Source organism: Muribaculum intestinale (assembly GCF_002201515.1).
GTDB lineage: Bacteria > Bacteroidota > Bacteroidia > Bacteroidales > Muribaculaceae > Muribaculum > Muribaculum intestinale.
Window position 1 is genome coordinate 249,351 of record NZ_CP021421.1, and the last position, 18,590, is coordinate 267,940.

Below are 18,590 nucleotides of genomic sequence, written 5' to 3' on the forward strand. Positions count from 1 at the left end.
TGTAGCTACTTTTTCCGGAGGCCGAAAGTACTACATTCTTTTGTAATTTTGATATCGTGATGCCATAAAAAAAGCAAAAAACAGAGCAATAGCAACAGATATGGAAAATATTGCGTAATTTTGGGTTGCAAAAATGTATATTCCAATCAACGCTACATGAGACTGACCGGATATATCATAGCGGGCGCAATGGCCATCACATGGGGCACGGCGCCGGCCCAGACTATCGACGATGCTCGTCAGATGATGCTCGACGGCGACTATGCCGCCGCACTCCCTATATTTGAAAAGGCACTTTCAGCCAAGCCCAAGGACGCGTCGCTCAACCAGTGGGTAGGAGTGTGCCTGCTGCGCAGCGGCAACCCCAAGAAAGCGGAGCGATACCTCAAGGTGGCCGACGAACGCAAGCTAATCGATGCCCCGCGATATCTCGCAGAGGCTGCTTTCGAGCAATATGAGTTCTCGAAAGCCACCGACCTGCTCGACAGATATGAGGAAGGCATCGACAACGCCAACAAGAAAAAAGCCCGCAAAGCCCCCAAGATAACTAAGTCGCCTGAAGCCGACGAACTGCGCCGCCGCACCATGCTCGGCCAGGCCATGCTCGACAGAGTGGAGAAAATCGTGGTAATCGACAGTATGGCTGTCGACCGCGACGAGTTTTTCAAGTTCTACCACCTGAGCCCGGAAAGCGGCACCCTCAACAGCACCGATGTGATGCCGGAGGACTATGAGATAGCCGAGCCGTCAGAGGTCTACATGCCACAGTCGGGAGAATTCCGCATATGGTCGGCTCCCGACAAGGATGAAAACTATGTGCTGATGGGAGCCACACGCCTCATCGACGGCACATGGGATACACCCCACCCCCTCGGAAGCGCGCTCGATGCCGGAGGCGACAGCAACTATCCGTTTATGATGCCCGACGGAGTGACGCTGTATTATGCCAACAACGGCCCGGAATCAATAGGAGGATACGACATATTCATATCGCGTAAAGATGAAAACGGATTTCTCCAGCCCCAGAACATAGGAATGCCATACAACTCGACCTACGACGACTATCTGCTGGCAATCGACGAGGTAAACGGCGTAGGATGGTGGGCGACCGACCGCAACCGTCTTGGCGACAAAATCACAATCTACCGGTTTATCCCGTCGGATTTGCGTGTCAACTATCCGGTCGATACTCCGGGGCTTGCCGCTCACGCGCGCATCGACTCTTTCCGTTCGACCTGGCCTGCCGATGCCGACTATACCGAAATGCTGCAACGCATCGACTCGGCCGAATACGTCTCGGGCAAATCACACCCCGATTTCTATTTCGCCTTGCCGGGCAACCGCATCATAACCACATGGGACGAACTGCGCACTCCGGCTGCCAGAAATGCCATGGAGGAGTACCTCGACGCGTGCCGCCGGCTCGACCGCAACCTGAAGGAACTCGACTCAATGCGCATGCGCTATGCCGGTGGCGACAGGGCCGTAGCCGGACGTATCACTTCGATGGAACAGGAGGTAGAACGCGAGCGTACAGCCCTGCGCGAGATGTCCAACAAAGTAGTGCGCGCAAATGAAAAGACCCGCTGACATCGCGCGCGCCACAACGCGCTACAACTTCCACAGCCACACACAGTGGTGCGACGGAAAGGCGCCGATTGCCGAGATGACACTCGCGGCAATCGATGCCGGCATGGAACACTGGGGATTTACCCCCCATTCACCCGTACCCATACACTCGTCGTGCAACATGAGCCATGAGAGCGTGGCCGAATACCTGGCAGAGGTGAAGCGACTGCAGACCCTCCACGCCGACCGCATACATCTGTACGCCGCCATGGAAATCGACTATCTCGGACCGGAATGGGGCCCTGCCTCCGACTATTTCCGCCATCTTCCGCTCGACTACCGCATCGGCTCGGTCCACTTTGTGCCGAGCGACAGCGGATATGTGGATGTCGACGGACGGTTTGAATCGTTCAGGGAGAAAATGAGCACATACTTCCACGACGATATCCGGTATGTAGTCGACACCTTCTACGACCAGTCGGAACGGATGATTCTCGAAGGCGGATTCGACATAATAGGACACTTCGACAAGATCGGACACAACGCGTCGATGTTCAGGCCGGGCATCGAGGACGAATCCTGGTACCGGGCCCGCATCGACTCACTAATCGACCTGATAATCGACAGCGGCATCACCGTAGAGATAAACACCAAGATACACGAGACGGCGGAACGCATATTCCCCGCCCGCCGATGGCTCGACCGCCTCATCGCCGCACATACACCCATCGTAGTCAACAGCGACGCCCATGTGCCCGACAAAATCGACTCAGGCCGCAAATATGGCATAGAACTGCTGAGCCGCCTTGAAAAACTCCACAACATCGACCCCACCACACCGCCATGCCAGTAAGAGTACCGGTGCAACTCCCCGCCGTAGAGACCCTCAGGGAGGAAAACATATTCGTAATCGACGAACAGCGTGCCGAAGGGCAGGACATACGCCCGCTGCGGATAGGCATACTCAATCTGATGCCTCTGAAAATAATGACCGAGACCGACCTGCTCAGGCTTATCTCCAATACTCCCCTGCAGGTGGAGCTCGACCTTATCGACACCCGAAGCCATGTGTCGCGCAACACTCCGCGCGAGCATATCGAGGAGTTCTACAAGACCTTCGAGGAGATACGCGGCCAGAACTACGACGGGTTCATCATTACCGGCGCCCCGCTTGAGATGGTGGAATTTGAGGATGTAGACTACTGGCACGAGTTATGCGAAATATTCGACTGGTGCCGCACCCATGTCACCTCAACCCTCTATATATGCTGGGCCGCCTTTGCCGGGCTGTACTACCATTACAGTGTGCCCAAACACCTTACGAGCAGCAAGATATCAGGAGTGTTCCGCCATCGCGTCAACGACCAGCGCAATCCCATATTCCGAGGATTCGACGACGAATTCTATGTGCCGCACAGCCGTCACGTACAACTCGTGCGCAGCGATATCGAGTCCATTCCAGGCCTAAGTATACTGTCGGAAAGTCCCGAAAGCGGCATATACATGGTGATGGCACGCGGAGGCAGGGAATTCTTCATCACAGGACATTCGGAATACTCTCCGCTGACGCTCGACTACGAGTACCGCCGCGACATGGACCGCGGACTCAATCCGTCGATTCCGGTACACTATTATATCGACGACGACCCCTCGCGCGGACCGCTCGTAAGATGGCGCTCCCACGCCAACCTACTCTTCTCCAACTGGCTAAACTATTTCGTATACCAGGCCACGCCCTACGACATACGCCAGATTCACGACTGACGCCCGTCAGGCAAGCCGCTTGATAATGCGCGCCGGATTACCTCCGACCACCACATCCGACGGTACATCGCGGGTGACTACCGAGCCGGCACCAATCACCACATTGTCGCCGACAGTCACACCCGGCAATATTGTTGACGAGCCGCCTATCCACACATTGTTGCCGATAGTCACAGGCTCAGCCCATTCCACCCACTTGTTGCGCTCGATGGCGTCGAGCGGATGGCATGCGGTGTATATGCTTACGTTAGGGCCGATAAGCACATTGTCGCCGATGGTCACACGCGCCTCGTCGAGTATGGTAAGATTGAAGTTGGCAAAAAACTTCTCACCCACATGTATGTTGCATCCGTAGTCGCAGCGGAAAGGCTGATTGACCGTTATATGCTCGCCACACGAGCCGAGCAGCCCGCGTAGTATTCCGGTCAGAGCGTCGGTATTGCGGGGATTCATATTGTTGAACTCCCACAGTCGCTCTCTTGTGTCAATCAGTCGGTCGAGAAACTCGCGTCGCCCGGCGTCGTACACCTCGCCGTCGAGCATCTTCTGCCATTCGGTGTCAAAATCGCTCATTGATATATCTATTTATAGATTCCGACTCAAATTTACGATTTTTCCTGCAAACCGCCGGAGCCGGGCACATTATTCCTGCCGGCACGCCGTTCAATCATTATGTATAAGGCACTGAATATGCCGAGAGCCACGAGCATCCCTGCCTGGAAACTCCAGCACACTATCGAATAGGCCGCACCGTCGCCCGAGCTTATGCCGAAAAGAGTGAGAGCAAACATCACTGCGATATTCCACGGGCCAAGGCCACCGTTTGACGGAACAATCATACTGCACGAGCCGAACACAAATACCACCAGTCCAGGCACAAGCCCCCAGCAACTGCCCGGCTCATCCACAAGCGCCCTGGTAAACGGAAATGCGTAGAAACAAAGATATGTCTCCATGAAGTAGCATGTCCAGATACCTACGGTAAGCAGCAGATAGAGCCATATCCCCTTCATATGGAACAGCACTGCAAAACCGCTCCATATCCGCGCCACGCTCCGCTCCATGCTTTTCACAGCCTTGCTGCGCCGAAACAGCCATACGACCACCGCCGCAAGCAGGGCCACCGCGCACAGGCATATCCATAGAGAGCCGTCGGTGGCATAGCGGTGGAGCGCCTCACCCATTGGATAACGGTCGAGAAAACGGGTGAGCTGTGGCCGGGCAACAAACAGAGTGAGCGCAATCAGCATGGCAATGACAATGCCGTCGGACGCACGGTCGCCGAGGTCGGTACCCACCACAGTCGACAGTTTGCAGCGCTGACGGCGCGACACATACACACAACGCCATGCCTCGCCAAGATAGGGAAACACAAGGTTCATGGCATATGCCCCGAATATCGACACATACTCGGCAACGACAGGCATACGCGGTATGCCTGCCGCACGGAGCTGTATGCCCCACCGCAGTCCGCGTATCATGTGGGAAAACATCGTGACCAGCATCATGGCTATGATAAAACGGTAGTCGACACCGTCGCTCATTATCTCCTCCACCCTGTCGAGGTCTACCTTATGAAACAGCCACACAACCAGAGCCGCTGAGATGCCAAGAGGCACTACGACTTTCAGTATGCGTCCGGCAATGGCCTTTATATCACGGCGCCGGGGGATGGAGGCTGGATTATCAGAAGGGGGGACCATAACAAATGGATAAAACGACGTTCAGGAATCCTTGTCGGAATTGTTGTCGGCAAATTCCGAATTGAATATAGCCGGATTGTGGGTCTTGTTGTAGCGCTGCACCCAGTTGGTGATGTAGACCGTGAAGAGCGGAAACATCAGCATCCCCAGAGCGGCAAGCACTACTCCGAGTATTTTGCCTATGACAGTCACAGGGTAGATATCCGACCCTATAGTAGTGGCATCCATGCATGCCCACCACAACGCGGCACCATAGTTTGGCACCATATCGTTGACGGGATGCTCGCAGTTGAGGAAAATAAGACTCGAAAAGTAGATAATCATTATCACTATCACGAGATAGCTCTTGAACAGCGACGACAGACGGTTGGAGGTCATGTAGCCTATGACGATAGCAAGCGCGAGCGCACCCCGGGCCAAAGGAATGAAGCGCACGAAGTAAAGTTCCTGAGAAGTAAACTGTACGTGAAACAGCTGCAATATATTAAGATACGGTATCGACAGCAACAGGAACAGCCACCTGCGCCGGAAATACCGTCCCTTGTTGGGCGCCATCCACAACTCAACAAAAAAATCAATGATAAACACCACGCATACCCAGAACTGGAAACGCATGTACGAACTGTTTTCAAGGAAATTCACGCCCTCGAATGTGTCAATGGATATGTATACAATCAGGCCCAACGACAGAAGCAACACGATAATATACAGACATGTGCTTATCAGATGGCGCTCTCTTTCGGAGACTGTCATAATGCTGAAACGTTTTTAAGCTCTTAGAGCTTGTTTATACATTATATAACACTGTATCCATTATTTTGCTCATCAATCCCTATGTATATTTTGCCACAACCACACTATACAATGCAAAAAAAGAGGCTGCACACCGCGTGGTGTGCAGCCTATCGGGTAAATCCTGTCGGAATCTATGTCTTTTACTCGGCGTCAACGAGATTGAGACCGAGTTCAAGGAGTGTAGTACCCTCAAGTACAGAGGAAAGGCTTGCAATAGCAGGACGAATCATTCCCAACATATCCGCCATGCCCTCCATATCCTTCATTGAATCCAATACAAAAGGCACGAAATTGGGATCGCTTGTAAGATCATAAAGCGGACCCTTTGCAAGCGGAAGAAGGATAGACGAGGGCAGATAGAACGATGTCATGCCATTCTCTACCTTATACTCTACAGGTATGCCTTCAGAGAGCATGGGGAGGAATGTCTCCATGGCATATGCAAGCAGCGGAGTTGTATCGAGTTCATACGACTGGTCGCCCGATTCGCTGCGGGCACCCATGGCCGATGCTATAATCATCTCGGGATTGAGGAAGAGCTTGATTTCATTGCCTGATACCGCTACATACTGTGCGATGCCTACAGGGATAGCAGTCTCCTGGTTGGTAGCCATATCTACATATGTGCCGGTGATGTTTCCGTCAGCGGTAAATGCGGCGTTCTTAAGCAATGCGCTTACTATATCATACACCGACATCTGAGTATCGCCCATAGGGATAAATGCAGAATTCAACACCAGACTGGCGATAAATGTCTGTGCGGGAAAGCCGTTTTCAGCACCGAAACCGATGTCGAATTTAGCGGTTGACTCCCAGTTGACATATACGCTACCTGTAACAGCTGTATAGCCAACATCAAGAGGGGCAGGCTTATAGCTCTTGCCGGCAAGAACTTTATTCTTGAGCGATACATTGGAGAAATCCAGAGAAAGCACACTGCCGTTGATTTCACCGTCGAGCTCATAGTCGACATATTCGGTTGAGCCGGATGTTGCAAAATAGAAATTGTCACCCTCCTTTACCACATTGACCGGTATGGTAAGCACAGGTGTGCCGGGGAGTACACCGGGACCATAAAGAACCGATGAAGTCTGATTGTCGGCCGCCACGGCACTCATGTCAATAGCGCTGTAGACATTGAGAGTGCCCTCTCCGCCCTGAGCCTTGTCGAAATGCAGATGGGCGTTCTTGCCAATCACGGGCACACCGTTGTATGTGACCTGCAATGTCTCGTTTACGAAGCTGGCATCAACAATCTCGCTATTGTCATTATCGTCACTCTTACATGAAGTTACCGAAAGAATCGACATAGCAGCGGCAACAAATAAAAAAATCTTCTTTTTCATAAAATTTGTGATAATCTATAGGGTTTACCTAATATTAAGAGCTGCAAAGGTAGACATTTTTTTTCATATAATTAACCATTCAAATTCAACAGAGATGAAGTATTGGCCATTTTTTTCAGCCTATCTGCCATATTATGGGTGTCTCACACCGTAGAAAGATAACTCATATGAAATCTTCTGTATACTCTGATACCTCAATCATCCAAGTTTCGACACTGCGGCAAGACATCTGATTCCACTGCATATATAATTAAACTGCATATATAATTAATGTGTATAGAGTCGTGACGGGCCCGTGTGAGCATCTTCCCTACGGGGAAAAATCCCGCAAAAAGCATAAAAACGACATGATTGATTAATTTTTTGTGAAAATATTTGCTGAGATAAGAAAAAGTCTCTATCTTTGCACTCGCAATTACGCCTAAGAGCAATGATGGCCCATTCGTCTATCGGTTAGGACGCAAGATTTTCATTCTTGAAAGAGGAGTTCGATTCTCCTATGGGCTACAATCAAAAAACAAAACAATAAAAGATTAAGCATTTTAAGTAATGGCAAACCATAAATCATCTATTAAGCGTATCCGTCAGACCGAGTCGCGTCGTCTTCACAACCGCTACTACGCCAAGACAGCCCGCAACGCCGTGCGTCGCGTACGCGCCCTCACCGACAAGGCTGAAGCTGAAGCAGCTCTGCCCAAGGTAAGCGGAATGCTTGACCGTCTGGCTGCAAAGGGTACAATCTCAAAGAACAAGGCATCCAACCTGAAGAGCAAGCTCGCCCTTCACATCAACAAGCTGGCTGCCAACGCCTAATGACCCTTAATAGAGGATAATGGCTACAACATCCGTGGCCACCATTATCCGGCCCATTCGTCTATCGGTTAGGACGCAAGATTTTCATTCTTGAAAGAGGAGTTCGATTCTCCTATGGGCTACTCTCAACTTTGATTTACCCATGGCGCTGTGTCAATACTACGACACAGCGCCATTTTTTTGTAATTCTTCCCTCCGTCATGTCTCCGGAGTCATACAAACCTTTTGCGATGGCAACATGTTGTGACTATAGACAACTGTTCAAATCAATTTTGCACAGCATACAGACATAATCAAGTTAAAAATTTTACAGACATGAATACTAAAAAAGATGACAAACGCGACACACGCATCAAGTCGCAGACTCCCGGAGAACAGGTTGACCACTATAGCGACCCCACGGAAGCAGCCGTGAAACAGGAGACCGAATCGCTCAACAGTCTCGGCGCTCAGGAAAATCAGGCGGCAGGCCCGCGCACTATCCTCAAATAACCGGAATTTAAATACATTCAGGGCAGACGCATATGCATCTGCCTTTGTCATATCCGCAGAAAACATTATCTTTGCTCTCTGAAAATATTGAAAATCATACATACAATCATGGCTCAACAAGAAGATCAGTTTAAGAAGATAGTGTCACATGCCAAAGAATATGGCTTCGTGTTCCCCTCAAGCGAGATATACGACGGACTGTCAGCAGTTTACGACTACGGGCAGAACGGTGTAGAGTTGAAAAACAACATCAAGCGATATTGGTGGGACTCCATGACCCTGCTCCACGACAATATCGTAGGCATTGACTCGGCCATCTTCATGCATCCCACTATCTGGAAGGCCTCGGGCCATGTGGATGCCTTCAATGACCCTCTGATCGACAACAAAGACTCAAAGAAGCGCTATCGCGCCGACGTGCTAATCGAAGAACAGATAGCCAAATACGACGACAAAATCGAGAAAGAGGTGGCCAAGGCTGCAAAACGTTTCGGCGACAGCTTCGACGCCGAGCTATTCCGTCAGACCAATCCACGCGTTCTTGAGCACAAGGCCAAGCGCGACGCACTCCACGAGCGCTTCGCACAGGCCATGAACGACAACGACCTCGACGCACTCCGCCAGATTATCATCGACGAAGAGATTGTCGACCCGATTTCCGGCACCAAGAACTGGACCGAGGTACGTCAGTTCAACCTCATGTTCCGCACTGAGATGGGCTCTACCGCCGACGGTGCCATGACCGTATACCTCCGTCCGGAGACAGCACAGGGCATATTTGTAAACTATCTCAATGTTCAGAAAACCGGACGTATGCGCATACCTTTCGGCATCGCACAGATTGGCAAGGCTTTCCGCAACGAGATTGTGGCCCGTCAGTTTATCTTCCGCATGCGCGAGTTCGAACAGATGGAGATGCAGTTCTTCGTGCGTCCCGGTCAGGAACTCGAATGGTTCAAAAACTGGAAGGAGACACGTCTGAAATGGCACAAGGCCCTCGGTCTCGGCGACGCCAAGTACCGCTACCACGACCACGAGAAGCTCGCTCACTACGCAAATGCCGCCACCGACATCGAGTTCGAGATGCCTTTCGGATTCAAGGAGGTAGAGGGTATCCACTCTCGTACCAACTTCGACCTCTCGCAGCATGAGAAATTCTCAGGCAAGAAGATACAGTACTTCGACCCCGAGCTCAACGAAAGCTACACACCCTACGTCATTGAGACCTCAATCGGAGTCGACCGCATGTTCCTCTCAGTGCTCTGTTCAAGCTACGAAGAACAGGAACTCGAAGGCGGCGACAAGCGTGTGGTACTCCACCTCCCGCCGGCACTCGCTCCCGTCAAGTGCGCCGTAATGCCCCTCGTGCGCAAAGACGGTCTGCCCGAAAAGGCTCGCGAGATTGTCAACGACCTGAAATTTGACTTCCCCACCCACTACGAGGAGAAAGACTCAATCGGCAAGCGCTACCGCCGTCAGGACGCCATCGGAACACCTTTCTGCGTGACTGTCGACCACCAGACACTTGAAGACAACACCGTAACCCTGCGCGAACGCGACTCGATGGAACAGAAGCGCGTAAAGGTTGAGGATCTCCACCGCCTCATCCACGATACAGTAAGCATCAACTCACTGCTCCGCAAACTCGGCTAAAGCCGAGCTTGCGGGCCTGTGGGCCACACACCAAACAATAAAAAGCAAGAATCATGACACTCAAACACCGCATAACAGCCATTGCCACCGGAATGCTCTGCATGGCCGGACTCAGCTCGTGCAACTACAACTCACTTGTTGACAAGCAGCAGACGGTAGACCAGCAGTGGGCCGAAGTAGAAAACCAGTACCAGCGCCGCAGCGACCTGATACCCAACCTCGTGGCTACCGTAAAAGGCTATGCCACACATGAGGAGAAGACACTCACCGAAGTGACTCAGGCGCGTGCCAATGCAACGGCCGTAAACATCAATGCCGATGAACTTACCGAGGAGAATCTCCAGCGCTTCACCGAGGCTCAGAACCAGCTCACCGGCGCTTTGAAGTCACTTCTTGCCGTAAGCGAGGCATATCCCGACCTCAAGGCTAATGAGAATTTCCGCGACCTGCAGGTGCAGCTCGAAGGTACAGAAAACCGCATTTCAGTAGCGCGAGGGCGCTATACAGAGGCCGTAAAGGACTACAACACAGCTATAAAGAAATTCCCGACTACCATCTATGCTGGATGGTTTGGATTTACACCCAAGCCTCAGTTCAAAGCCACAGAAGGCGCTCAGACAGCACCTACAGTAGAATTCTGACACCGCAGCCCTCCGCGGCGGCATTCGGAATACTCTCCCGCTCAAATACTCCAATCAAGATAATGAACAGATTACCAATATTATTCGCCGGCACGGTACTGATGGCGTCGGCTTTCGCTTCGTGCAAAGGCGACGAGACCACCTGGGACACCTACCGCGAATGGCGCGAAGCCAACAACTCCTGGCTTGACGAGCAGGCGGCGCGCACAGAAGAGGGTTCGTCCGACCTCTACTTCACCCGCGTAGTACCACCCTACGACCAGGGCAGCTATGTGCTCATGCATTGGTTCAACGACCGCTCGCTTACCGCTGGCAACCTGAAGCCCTACTATACATCGACCGTGCATGTAAAATACATCGGACGATTCTACAACGGCACGGCATTCGACTCCAGCTACCTGCAGACCGACTCGATATTCGAGACTAAATTAAGCAGCGTAGTGTCAGGATGGCAGATTGCCCTTCAGAACATGCATGTAGGCGACTCCTGCGAGGTAGTAATCCCCTACCAGTCGGCCTACGGCTCGACCGGCTACAGCAGTGTGCCACCCTACTCCAACCTTGTATTCCACATGAAGCTGAAGGACATACCCGACTGGGAGACACCCTGACGCCTATCCATACTCTAATGGAAAACTATATCGTATCGGCACGCAAATACCGTCCGTCGACATTTGCAAGCGTAGTCGGACAGAAGGCTCTCACCGCCACTCTGCGCAACTCAATCAGCAAAAACCGATTGGCCCACGCCTATCTATTCTGCGGGTCACGCGGAGTAGGCAAGACCTCCTGTGCGCGAATATTTGCCAAAACCATCAATTGCCGCCACCGCAATGCCGACGGAGAGGCATGCAACGAGTGCGATTCATGCCGCGAATTCAACAAGGGCGCGTCGCTTAACATCGTAGAACTCGACGCCGCATCCAACAACGGTATCGACGATATGAAAAATATCATCGACCAGGTGCAGGTGCCTCCGGTCAATGCCGATTACCGCGTGTTTATAATCGACGAGGTGCACATGCTCTCCAACGCGGCTTTCAATGCATTTCTGAAGACACTTGAAGAGCCACCGTCGTATGTCGTGTTCATTCTGGCCACGACAGAGAAGCACAAGGTGCTCCCTACCATTCTGTCGCGATGCCAGATTTATGACTTCAACAGAATCACCATACAGGATATGGTCGACCATCTGTCGTATGTGGCCACGCAGGAAGGTATAATCGCCGAACCGGCTGCCCTCAATGTCATAGCACGCAAAGCCGACGGAGCCATGCGCGACGCACTGTCGATTTTCGACCAGGTGGCGGCCTCGTCGATGGGCAACGTGACATATGCCTCGGCAATCGACAATCTCAACATACTCGACTACGAATACTACAACCGACTCATCGAGGCGTTTCTGACAGGCAACATCGTAGATGCACTGCTCATTTACAAAGAGATACGCGAGAAAGGATTTGATTCACTATTCTTCATAAACGGCCTCGCACAGCATCTGCGCGACCTCATGGTGGCCGGCAATCCCAAGACAATGTGTCTGCTTGAGGCAAGCGACCAGACCCGCGAAGCGCTTGCCAAAGTAGCTGCAAAGTGTCAGCCGACATTCATTTACAACGCTATTTCACTCTGCAACAAGGCCGACCTTGACTACCGCACAGCATCAAACAAGCAGCTGCTTGTCGAGCTGACTCTAATCAAGCTGTGCCAATTGCTCAGCCCTTCACCGCATGAAAGCGGCGCCGGAAAAGGGCAGTTGCGTCCGATAAAACCATCGGCACAAGCGCCGCAGGCAACAACGACAGCCACCACTGCACCGCAACCTATAGCCTCCGACCAACAGGCAACCTACGGAAACCGACAGGCTACACCGCAACAGCCGACACCGGCAGCCTCCCCTGACAGGAATAACAATATGCCTACTGCGCCGGCCATGCCTCGCCCGACTGTTGCCATGCCTCGCGGCAAGATGCCGGTCATCGGTGGTATTCCCGGATTTTCAATCACCAATCCAAAGGGCAACACTCAGTCATCCGATAATGCGGCGGCAACCCCTCAGACCTCGGCCCAACAGCGCTCGGAGAAATTTACCGACGAGGAATTTGCCGAAGCATGGCAACAGATTATCGACAGCCATCCTACCGAGCAACTCCTAACAAACGCCATGCGCAACGCCCGTCCGCGCCGCCACAACGAATACCACTTTATCGCGACCGTAGAGAGCGAAGCCATCGAGGGGAGCATTATATCGAACCTCGGCATGCTGCTTGGCGAACTGCGCAACCGTCTCAAAAATGATATGGTACAGCTGTCAATCGAGCTCAACAAGGGACAGGCCACGGCAACATCGCTCACCGACTCGGAATTCTACTCTGTGCTGCGCAAAAAATGTCCCTATCTCAACACCATGATTCAGGACATGCACATCACTCTGATATAAGACAGAAAGAGGCCCACAAAATACTGAACTGCACCCCGGGAGTAAAATTCCGGAGTGCAGTTCAAATTTTATCCGCAGACAAATAATAACTACATAGAGGCCAGACGGTATCCGCGGAGAAATTCGTCGGACTGCATGCGCCGCTTGCCAGCCGGCTGCAGCGACAATATCTCAATCCATCCGTTAGTTGCAGAAACAAACAGACGGCCTCCGGCTGTGTATATAGTTCCCGGTGTACCAACCTGGGGCATAGCAGAAACGACATCCGTGCCATCAATCAGCGCTGTCGCAAACACCTTGACATTAATCGGCTCACCACCATCCTCGCGAGGAAGCAGAGCCCATGCCGCAGGATAAGGCGACAGTCCGCGCACGTGATTATGTATCTCGCGTGCGGTACGGCTCCAGTCGATACGGCATGTCTCCTTGAAAATCTTCGGAGCCGAAGTAGGCTCACCCTCAAGCGCATCCTGAGGCATCGAGGATAGATTTCCGGCAAGAATGCGGTCGACGGTGTCTATCGTAAGGTCGGCACCGAGCATCATCAGGCGGTCGTGCACATCGCCAACGCATTCGTCAGGCCCTATGGAGATACTCTTTTGGTCAATAACATCGCCTGTGTCAATCTCATGCTTGAGGAAGAATGTTGTCACGCCGGTCTCAGTATCTCCGTTCATGACAGCCCAGTTGATGGGCGCGGCGCCACGATATCGCGGAAGCAGAGAGGCATGGAGATTAAATGTGCCATAGCGAGGCATCGACCACACCACTTCGGGGAGCATACGGAAGGCGATGACGATAAAGAGATCGGCATCGAGCGAACGGAGCTGCTCTACGAACTCAGGCGCTTTCAGCTTCGGGGGCTGCATCAAGAAAAGCCCCTTCTCCTCGGCATACTGCTTCACCGGCGAATGCAGCATCTTGTGGCCGCGTCCGGCCGGTTTGTCGGGCATGGTCACGACTCCTACCACATTATATCCGCCCTCTACCAGACGGCGCAGGCTCTCGACCGCAAAATCGGGAGTGCCGAGAAATACTATCTTAAGGTCTTTCTTATCCATCGTAATATAAACGCCGCAAATCGGCATAATCCGATTTGCAAGGCTGTACATGTTTTTAGTTTCCTTATAGAAAAGGGCGCACACCGCGTCGGGATTGACGGGGAATGCGCCCAAATGGATTAATCAGCAGGTAAAACGCTTAGGCTTTAACCTCGGGATCGATGTTGATGAAACGACGACCGTTCTTGCCTTCGGTAAATACAACCACGCCGTCAACGAGGGCATAGATTGTGTGATCCTTACCCATGCCTACATTCAGACCGGGATGATGCACAGTACCGCGCTGACGCTTGATGATATTGCCCGCTTTAGCGCGCTGACCGCCAAAAATCTTAACACCGAGTCGTTTGCTTTCTGACTCGCGGCCGTTCTTCGAACTACCTACACCTTTTTTATGTGCCATTTTCTTTTAAGATTTGGGGGTTAAGCAATTTCTTTGATTACCACTTTGGTGAAGCACTGGCGATGGCCGTTTTTGCGGCGATAGCCTTTGCGGCGCTTCTTCTTGAATACGATAACCTTATCGCCCTTCACGAGGGGAACGGTTACTTCGCATACTACCTTTACTCCTTCAACGGTAGGAGCACCGACCTTAACGTCACCGTCGGCGTCTACGAGGAGAACGCGGTCAAACTCTACGGTCTCACCCTCTTTCTTGTCATCGCCGAGATAGTGAACATACAGGAACTTGCCGGCCTCAGCCTTGAACTGCTGTCCCTGAATTTCTACAATTGCGTACATTTAACTTATTAATGTAATGATGGTTAACTCCGTCAGGCGAGGCGTCAACGCCTTCTTCTACGAGCCCGTGCGGAAAAATTGCCCACAAAGTTACCGTTTTCTACACTCATATCCAAGCAATTTCGCCCGTTTTTTCAGAATTTTCCAAAAAACGGGCGAAATTACCAGATATAATCTTATTCCAAAGTCACCAGAGTGTACTTTTGAGAGCCTATACCGAGCTTTTCGGCAGCATCGAGAATATGTGTACCCTGTCGTGAGTTGATGCGTTCGATCAGCGCGGCCTTGCCGGGGTCTTCCGAGTTGACGACCATGTCGACACATGCGCGGTCAAGCGCCACAGGATCGAGCGAGGCAAGAATGCCAATATCGCCCATTTCGGGAGCATCCGGATTACCATTGCAATCGCAGTCTACCGACAACCGGTTGGCCACATTGATAAAGAGCTTCTTATCACCATACATATCAAACACTGACTTGCATGCGTCGGCCATCGACTCAAGAAACGCAGTCTGCTCGGCTATGTTATCCCAAAGTACAGCCGGATCGGAAACCTTGCCGGCCGAGTGCACATATGCTTTGCCGTCGGCCGAGGCAATACCGATAGCCACATTTTTCAGCGCACCACCGAATCCGCCCATCGCATGCCCTTTGAAATGAGAGAGCACAACGAGAAAATCATAATCGGCAAGATGGCGTCCCACGAGATTCTTGTCGAGACGCAGTCCCCCGTCGACCACAAGAGCCGTGTCGCCGTCGGCGTCCATGATGTCAACATTCGCGATGGCTGTGTAGCCATGCACCTCGGCAGCCTTGAGATGGTCGGCGGTAGTAGACCGGTTGCCGCCATATGCGGTGTTACACTCTACAATCGTACCTTTCACCTCGTTGACAAACGGAGCTATAAGCGCGGGACTCAGATGGTTGCTTTTACCCGATTCGCCGGTTGAGATTTTCACTGCTACATTTGTGCCGTCGGCCTTGCGCCCAAGGGCATGGTATATCTTCAAAATATTTTCGGGATTGATATCCCTGATGTAATACACCACAGGCACTGAATCGGCCTGCCCGACGTCACCGGAATTGCCGGCATTGGCCCTGGATGAGCAGGAACAGATACCCGTCATAGCCACAACGGCCAGCATTGACAACAAAATTACTTTCTTCATACCATAATCTATTTAGCGTTACAAAACAATCATGACAGATGCCGTCGCCAATTATCTTACTCTATCGGGATTTTTTGCGATAAAGTCCTTCCACGATTTCGGGCCGCGCGCTATCGCCGGCTTCTTCGACTCATAAAAGTGACACAATGCAGCCGCAAGCGCATCGGTGGCGTCAAGTTCGGGGAGAATGCTTTCGCGCGATATATCCAGTATGCGGCGCAACATCTCCTGCACCTGCTCCTTGGAAGCGGCGCCATTACCGGTAATAGCCATTTTAATCAGGCGAGGCTCATACTCGGTGATACACACATCGCGGCTTATGGCTGCGGCCATAGCCACTCCCTGCGCACGCCCAAGCTTGAGCATCGACTGCACATTCTTGCCGAAAAATGGCGCCTCAATGGCCATCTCATCGGGAAGATACTGCTCTATAATGCCGGTCACACGCCTGAATATATGGCCCAGACGCAGATAATGACTGTCAAACTTATTGAGCTTTATCACACCCATGGCTATCATGGACGGTTTGCCGCGGCGCACACCGAGTATGCCGTAGCCCATCACATTGGTGCCCGGATCTATTCCTATTATTATACGTTCCCACTCGCGCAGAGCCTCGTTGCGGCATCGTCCCGAGGCGGCTTGCGACGCCGCCGACAGGTCAGACACGCTCCACCTCCTCCATCATCGTGGTAAAATGGAGCACATGCTGCCCCCAGCGGCGGTTTATTTCATCGAGCAGCACTGGTTGTAGCTTGTCGAGCCAGTCGGAGGCTTCCGGCATGCCGTCGCACTGTATCTGCAACGCGTAGGTCGTGCCTCCGTTATCCTCCTGCGAGAACACACGCATGAGCAACGGATGTCGGTATCCGGCCGAGACCGCTGTCGGTATATATACCGTATGCGCCCAGACGGTCCACTCTCCTTCAAGGCCCGACTCTACAAGAAATGTAGTATTTACGAGTATCATTTACAGTGAATTCATTACACCGCTGAAAATCATAAATCCACCGTAAAGCAGACTGGTGGCGACACCAACGATAGCAGTGATAATAACCCACTTCTTGGCACTTGCAGAAGCCCGATAGGCCTGCTCGTAGTTGCCCGAGTTCCAGAGACCGTTGACCGAAGCGGCCTTAACAATAGCGACAATACCGAAAGGCACACAGCAGAGTATCGTCACTATGATGGCCCATGCAAGATAATTGTCAGGTGGCAATATAGGCTGCTGATATGGCTGTTGTCCCTGCTGATTATACTGCGGCTGCTGATACTGTGGCTGCTGGTATTGGGGCTGCGGCTGCTGATAAGCAGGAGCATGAGGAGCCGGAGGAGGAGGACACACGCCACCCTGTACAGGAGTCGATGTCACAGGCGCGTCAATATTATTGTTTTTAGGTCCATAGAGAGCCATACGTACCTCTTCCACCGACTCGGCAGTAGCCCAGTCGGCCATACCCTCGGCCCATACGAGATCGGTAGGGCGCAAACCGCGGGCAACGAGTTCGTTCACGTCAAAAGGCCCTACAGGAGCCTCATTTTCGATGATATAGTACTTCATATCTTATAATGTGATTATTTGATTCTTTAATATATCGGCTACCTGTTATCCTATCGGAAGGCTCTTTTCAAGCCTTCGTCGGCGCAGGAACCGGCCGACAAAGCCGATATGGCGCATCAATGTCGGGAAAAAGCCGTAATAATAGCTCATTATCCTAAAGCGCTCAATCAGCGACGCACGCCGATTGCGTGTGGTCATCCCCTCCGAAAGATAGTCAATCATCACCTCATTGTCAGGAAGGGCGACATTGCTGCGCGAACGCTGCAGACAACGGATACACCATTCATAGTCGGCCGAAAAACGATATTTCAGATTGTAGGGCTGAGCTATCTTGCGCAGTACCACGAATGCCTGATGACATACCACCATCCCCTCGGCAAAACTATCGAGAGTGAGCTCCTCCGGGGCGACAAGATGACGAGGGGCAAGATAACGTCGCGACGAGTCGACCACACAAGTCTGGCCATATACGATGCCGGGAAAATCGTTGTCGGTGATAAGCCGGGCAAGATGCTCGAGGGTATCGGGGCTATGAAACGCATCTCCGGAATTGAGAAATATCAGATACTGTCCGGTGGCAAGCGCCATAGCCTTGTTCATGGCGTCGTAAAGTCCCTTGTCGGGCGACGAGTAGATGCGCGCCCGCGGTATGCCGGCGTCGATGGCGAGCTTTAGAGTACGGTCTGTCGACACTCCGTCCATCACGATATACTCATACATGCCACACGTCTGCTCCTTCACGCTTGCCAAAGTGGCCGGGAGAGTATCGGCGGCATTATATGTCACGGTAATGATAGAAAACAACGGAGCCATATTCAAAGCATACTTTGTCAGTCCTGCAA

Annotated in this window: 22 protein-coding genes and 2 tRNA genes; 11 read left to right on the plus strand and 13 right to left on the minus strand. The window is 52.1% G+C overall.

Annotated features, from left to right (window positions below):
* Positions 1–5: 5 nt before the first annotated feature.
* A complete protein-coding gene (locus ADH68_RS14250; RefSeq protein ID WP_353477759.1) occupies positions 6–146 on the minus strand; it encodes a DUF2933 domain-containing protein in 141 nt (46 codons plus the stop codon).
* A gap of 10 nt (positions 147–156) precedes the next feature.
* On the opposite strand from ADH68_RS14250, the gene ADH68_RS01160 reads away from it, so the two are divergent.
* Genes ADH68_RS01160 through metA form a run of 3 tightly spaced genes read left to right on the plus strand, consistent with a single transcriptional unit; the run spans position 157 to position 3,333 of the window.
* Positions 157–1,590 (plus strand): tetratricopeptide repeat protein, encoded by a 1,434-nt coding sequence (locus ADH68_RS01160; protein ID WP_068960148.1) that lies wholly within the window; start codon positions 157–159, stop codon positions 1,588–1,590.
* On the plus strand, positions 1,574–2,422 hold the full coding sequence (locus tag ADH68_RS01165) for a histidinol-phosphatase (RefSeq protein WP_068960147.1): 849 nt from the start codon (positions 1,574–1,576) through the stop codon (positions 2,420–2,422). Before ADH68_RS01160 ends, ADH68_RS01165 begins: the two co-directional genes overlap by 17 nt.
* The gene (gene metA, locus ADH68_RS01170; RefSeq protein WP_068960146.1) at positions 2,413–3,333 is read left to right on the plus strand and encodes a homoserine O-acetyltransferase MetA; all 921 of its coding nucleotides are present in this window, start codon (positions 2,413–2,415) and stop codon (positions 3,331–3,333) included. Before ADH68_RS01165 ends, metA begins: the two co-directional genes overlap by 10 nt.
* Before the next feature lie 6 nt (positions 3,334–3,339).
* Here the strand turns inward: metA and ADH68_RS01175 are convergent, their stop codons facing one another.
* The 4 genes from ADH68_RS01175 to ADH68_RS01190 all read right to left on the minus strand — a co-directional run bounded on the left by ADH68_RS01175 (position 3,340) and on the right by ADH68_RS01190 (position 7,177).
* Positions 3,340–3,906, minus strand: a complete 567-nt coding sequence (locus tag ADH68_RS01175) for a sugar O-acetyltransferase (protein ID WP_068960145.1) — start codon at positions 3,904–3,906, stop codon at positions 3,340–3,342.
* 32 nt (positions 3,907–3,938) lie between these two features.
* Positions 3,939–5,036, minus strand: a complete 1,098-nt coding sequence (locus tag ADH68_RS01180) for a lysylphosphatidylglycerol synthase transmembrane domain-containing protein (RefSeq protein WP_068960144.1) — start codon at positions 5,034–5,036, stop codon at positions 3,939–3,941.
* Positions 5,037–5,057: 21 nt separating this feature from the next.
* Positions 5,058–5,789: a potassium channel family protein gene (locus tag ADH68_RS01185; protein WP_068960143.1), complete on the minus strand. Its 732-nt coding sequence runs from the start codon at positions 5,787–5,789 to the stop codon at positions 5,058–5,060.
* Between the two features lie 182 nt (positions 5,790–5,971).
* A complete protein-coding gene (locus ADH68_RS01190; RefSeq protein WP_068960142.1) occupies positions 5,972–7,177 on the minus strand; it encodes a hypothetical protein in 1,206 nt (401 codons plus the stop codon).
* Between the two features lie 435 nt (positions 7,178–7,612).
* Here ADH68_RS01190 and ADH68_RS01195 point away from each other — a divergent pair.
* The 8 genes from ADH68_RS01195 to ADH68_RS01225 all read left to right on the plus strand — a co-directional run bounded on the left by ADH68_RS01195 (position 7,613) and on the right by ADH68_RS01225 (position 13,216).
* Positions 7,613–7,684: transfer RNA gene (locus ADH68_RS01195), tRNA-Glu, on the plus strand.
* Between the two features lie 42 nt (positions 7,685–7,726).
* Entirely contained in the window at positions 7,727–7,990 is a 264-nt protein-coding gene (gene rpsT / locus ADH68_RS01200; protein WP_068960141.1) for a 30S ribosomal protein S20, read from the plus strand.
* Positions 7,991–8,040: 50 nt separating this feature from the next.
* Positions 8,041–8,112 (plus strand) — tRNA-Glu (locus ADH68_RS01205).
* 193 nt (positions 8,113–8,305) lie between these two features.
* Positions 8,306–8,482 carry a hypothetical protein gene (locus tag ADH68_RS13850; RefSeq protein ID WP_157517395.1) on the plus strand — a complete coding sequence of 59 codons (177 nt, stop codon included), beginning with the start codon at positions 8,306–8,308 and terminating at the stop codon, positions 8,480–8,482.
* A gap of 108 nt (positions 8,483–8,590) precedes the next feature.
* Positions 8,591–10,135: a glycine--tRNA ligase gene (locus ADH68_RS01210; protein ID WP_068960140.1), complete on the plus strand. Its 1,545-nt coding sequence runs from the start codon at positions 8,591–8,593 to the stop codon at positions 10,133–10,135.
* 53 nt (positions 10,136–10,188) lie between these two features.
* Complete coding sequence (locus ADH68_RS01215; protein ID WP_068960139.1) at positions 10,189–10,776, plus strand: LemA family protein; 588 nt, start codon at positions 10,189–10,191, stop codon at positions 10,774–10,776.
* 62 nt (positions 10,777–10,838) lie between these two features.
* Positions 10,839–11,387, plus strand: coding sequence for an FKBP-type peptidyl-prolyl cis-trans isomerase (locus tag ADH68_RS01220; protein WP_157755855.1), 549 nt, complete (start codon positions 10,839–10,841; stop codon positions 11,385–11,387).
* Between the two features lie 17 nt (positions 11,388–11,404).
* A complete protein-coding gene (locus tag ADH68_RS01225; protein ID WP_068960137.1) occupies positions 11,405–13,216 on the plus strand; it encodes a DNA polymerase III subunit gamma/tau in 1,812 nt (603 codons plus the stop codon).
* Positions 13,217–13,305: 89 nt separating this feature from the next.
* On the opposite strand, the gene fmt is transcribed toward ADH68_RS01225, so the two are convergent.
* The 8 genes from fmt to ADH68_RS01265 all read right to left on the minus strand — a co-directional run bounded on the left by fmt (position 13,306) and on the right by ADH68_RS01265 (position 18,561).
* Entirely contained in the window at positions 13,306–14,277 is a 972-nt protein-coding gene (gene fmt / locus ADH68_RS01230) for a methionyl-tRNA formyltransferase (RefSeq protein WP_068960136.1), read from the minus strand.
* A gap of 139 nt (positions 14,278–14,416) precedes the next feature.
* Positions 14,417–14,680, minus strand: a complete 264-nt coding sequence (rpmA, locus tag ADH68_RS01235) for a 50S ribosomal protein L27 (RefSeq protein ID WP_068960135.1) — start codon at positions 14,678–14,680, stop codon at positions 14,417–14,419.
* A gap of 20 nt (positions 14,681–14,700) precedes the next feature.
* Entirely contained in the window at positions 14,701–15,018 is a 318-nt protein-coding gene (rplU, locus tag ADH68_RS01240; RefSeq protein WP_068960134.1) for a 50S ribosomal protein L21, read from the minus strand.
* 176 nt (positions 15,019–15,194) lie between these two features.
* Complete coding sequence (locus ADH68_RS01245; RefSeq protein WP_068960133.1) at positions 15,195–16,187, minus strand: DUF362 domain-containing protein; 993 nt, start codon at positions 16,185–16,187, stop codon at positions 15,195–15,197.
* A 51-nt stretch (positions 16,188–16,238) separates the two neighbouring features.
* A complete protein-coding gene (gene ruvC / locus ADH68_RS01250; protein ID WP_255201335.1) occupies positions 16,239–16,799 on the minus strand; it encodes a crossover junction endodeoxyribonuclease RuvC in 561 nt (186 codons plus the stop codon).
* Between the two features lie 49 nt (positions 16,800–16,848).
* Complete coding sequence (locus ADH68_RS01255; protein WP_068960132.1) at positions 16,849–17,157, minus strand: DUF4286 family protein; 309 nt, start codon at positions 17,155–17,157, stop codon at positions 16,849–16,851.
* Positions 17,158–17,748, minus strand: coding sequence for a CD225/dispanin family protein (locus tag ADH68_RS01260; protein ID WP_068960131.1), 591 nt, complete (start codon positions 17,746–17,748; stop codon positions 17,158–17,160).
* Positions 17,749–17,793: 45 nt separating this feature from the next.
* The gene (locus ADH68_RS01265; RefSeq protein ID WP_068960130.1) at positions 17,794–18,561 is read right to left on the minus strand and encodes a glycosyltransferase family 2 protein; all 768 of its coding nucleotides are present in this window, start codon (positions 18,559–18,561) and stop codon (positions 17,794–17,796) included.
* Positions 18,562–18,590: the final 29 nt, after the last annotated feature.